Source organism: Streptomyces bambusae (assembly GCF_019400985.1).
Taxonomy (GTDB): Bacteria; Actinomycetota; Actinomycetes; order Streptomycetales; family Streptomycetaceae; genus Streptomyces; species Streptomyces bambusae_A.
Window position 1 is genome coordinate 1 of the sequence record NZ_WTFF01000540.1, and the last position, 2,768, is coordinate 2,768.

Annotated in this window: 2 protein-coding genes; both read right to left on the bottom strand. The window is 72.2% G+C overall.

The annotated features are described in order from the left end of the window. Window positions 1-52 precede the first annotated feature (52 nt). Window positions 53-1,009, bottom strand: a complete 957-nt coding sequence (gene rlmB / locus GPJ59_RS35295) for a 23S rRNA (guanosine(2251)-2'-O)-methyltransferase RlmB (protein ID WP_219672175.1) — start codon at window positions 1,007-1,009, stop codon at window positions 53-55. An 83-nt stretch (window positions 1,010-1,092) separates the two neighbouring features. After that, on the bottom strand, window positions 1,093-2,493 hold the full coding sequence (gene cysS, locus GPJ59_RS35300; protein WP_219672177.1) for a cysteine--tRNA ligase: 1,401 nt from the start codon (window positions 2,491-2,493) through the stop codon (window positions 1,093-1,095). Between the last annotated feature and the right edge of the window lie 275 nt (window positions 2,494-2,768).

The following is a 2,768-nucleotide window of genomic DNA, read 5'->3' on the forward strand; positions in this document are numbered from 1 at the left end:
GCCCGGGCGTGCGCCGCGCGCTCCGTCGGGGCGCGCGGCGGGCCGGGCTTGGTCAGCCGCGGCGGCGGGCCGCCTCGTAGAGGACCACGCCGGCGGCGACGCCGGCGTTGAGGGACTCGGCGCCGCCCGGCATGGGGATGCGCACGAGGTAGTCGCAGGTCTCGCCGACGAGCCGGCCCAGGCCCTTGCCCTCGGAGCCGACCACGATGACGACCGGGCCGCCGAGGGCCTCCAGGTCGCCGATCTCGTGCTCGCCCTCGGCGGCGAGGCCGACGACGGTGATGCCGGCCTTCTTGTAGTCCTGGAGGGCGCGGGTGAGGTTGGTGACGCGGGCGACGGGGGTGCGGGCGGCGGTGCCGGCGGAGGTCTTCCAGGCGCCGGCGGTCATGCCGGCCGCGCGGCGCTCGGGGATGACCACGCCGTGGCCGCCGAAGGCGGAGACGGAGCGGACGATCGCACCGAGGTTGCGCGGGTCGGTGACGCCGTCGAGGGCGACGATGAGGGGGTCCTGGCCCTCGTCGTAGGCCTCGGCGGTGAGGTCCTCGGGGTGCGCGTACTCGTACGGCGGGACCTGCAGGACCAGGCCCTGGTGGTTGAGGCCGCCCGTCATCCGGTCGAGCTCGGGGCGCGGGGCCTCCATCAGGTTGATGTTGCCGCGCTGCTGGGCGAGCGCGAGGGCCTCGCGGACGCGCTCGTCGTTGTCGATGAACTGCTGGACGTAGAGCGTGGTGGCGGGGACGCCGTCGCGCAGGGCCTCGAAGACCGGGTTGCGGCCGACGACCATCTCGCTGCTGCCCTTGGGGCCGCCGCGGCGGGGTGCGGGGCGGCGCTTGGCGGCCTGCCGTGCCATGGCGTTGGCGACGCGGTACGCCTTGTGGCCCTTGCGGTCCTCCGCCTTGGGCGTGGGGCCCTTGCCTTCCAGGCCCCGGCGCCGCTGGCCACCGCTGCCGACCGTGGCGCCCTTCTTGTTGGACGTGCGGCGGTTCCTGCGCTGGCTGTTCCCGGCCATGACTACCTGTCTCTGTGAATAAAAAGTACGTACGTATGACCAGTGTGCCGCCCGCGGCCCGCGGGCGGCACATCCGACTGGTCTCAGCGGGGGCCGAGCGACCAGCGCGGCCCGGTGGGGCTGTCCTCGATGACCAGTCCGGACTGCTGGAGCTGGTCGCGGATGGCGTCGGCGGTGGCCCAGTCCTTGCGGGCGCGGGCGGACTCGCGCTGGTCCAGGACCAGGCGTACGAGGGTGTCGACGGCGCCGTGGAGGTCCTCGCCGCGGTCGGCCTCGCCGGCCCAGTGCGGGTCGAGCGGGTCCAGGCCGAGGACGCCGAGCATGGCCCGTACCTCGGCGAGGCGGGCGACGGCGGCTTCCTTGTCGTCGGCGGCCAGCGCGCTGTTGCCCTGGCGGACGGTGGTGTGGACGATGGCGAGCGCCTGCGGGACGCCGAAGTCGTCGTCCATGGCGTCGGCGAACGCCGGCGGGACCTCGGCGGCCGGCTCGACGACGCCGCCGGCCTTCTCCACCACGCGCTGGACGAAGCCCTCGATGCGCGCGAAGGCGGACTCCGCCTCGCGCAGGGCCTCCTCGCTGTACTCGATCATCGAGCGGTAGTGCGGGGTGCCGAGGTAGTAGCGCAGGACGATGGGGCGCCAGTTCTTGACCATCTCGGAGACGAGCACCGAGTTGCCCAGGGACTTGGACATCTTCTCGCCGGCCATGGTGACCCAGGCGTTGTGCACCCAGTACGAGGCGAACTCGTCGCCGAAGGCCTTGGCCTGGGCGATCTCGTTCTCGTGGTGCGGGAAGATCAGGTCGAGGCCGCCGCCGTGGATGTCGAAGGCGCTGCCGAGGTACTTGTGGGCCATGGCCGAGCACTCCAGGTGCCAGCCGGGGCGGCCGCGGCCCCACGGGGTCTCCCAGTCGGGCTCGCCGGGCTTGGTGGCCTTCCACATGGCGAAGTCGCGGGGGTCGCGCTTGCCGGTGATGCCTTCCTCGGCGGGCTGGAAGAGGTTGTCGAGCTCCTGGTTGGAGAGCTTGAGGTAGTCGGCGTAGGAGCGCACGTCGAAGTAGACGCTGCCGTCGGCCTCGTAGGCGTGGCCGCGCTCGATGAGGCCGCGCATCATCTCGATCATCTCGGGTACGTGGCCGGTGGCGCGCGGCTCGTACGTCGGCGGGATGCAGCCGAGGGCGTCGTAGCCGGCGGTGAAGGCGCGCTCGTTGTCGTAGCCGATGGACCACCAGGGGCGGTTCTGCTCCGCGCCCTTCTTGATGATCTTGTCGTCGATGTCGGTGACGTTCCGGATGAAGGTGACGTCGTAGCCGCGGTGTTCGAACCAGCGGCGCATGATGTCGAAGTTCAGGCCGGAGCGGATGTGCCCGATGTGGGGCGCCGCCTGAACGGTGGCACCGCAGAGGTAGATCGAGACGCAGCCCGGCACGAGCGGGGTGAAGTCGCGGATCTGCCGGGCGCTGGTGTCGTACAGGCGAATAGTCACGGCAACCAGGGTAGTGCGCCTGCGGCAGTGCACTGTGTCCGTTTACGGGCGCGGGGGTGGGTTTATTGCCGGACGGCGGGTGGTTACGGCGGGGGGGGGGGGGGGGGGGGGGTGCGGGGGGGGCGGGGGGGGGGGGGGGGGGGGGGGGGGGTGGGGGGGGGGCGGGGGGTCCGGGGGGGGGGGGCCGGGAGGGGTGAGTTTTTGGTGGGGGGGGGGGTGGTCCTCCGGTCTTCGGGGGTGATGCACGTACACCATTCTATGTTTCAATATCTCAG

Bases quoted from the DNA above. Each gene is read 5' to 3' on its own strand.
- rlmB (WP_219672175.1), bottom strand. From the start codon at position 1,009: ATGGCCGGGAACAGCCAGCGCAGGAACCGCCGCACGTCCAACAAGAAG.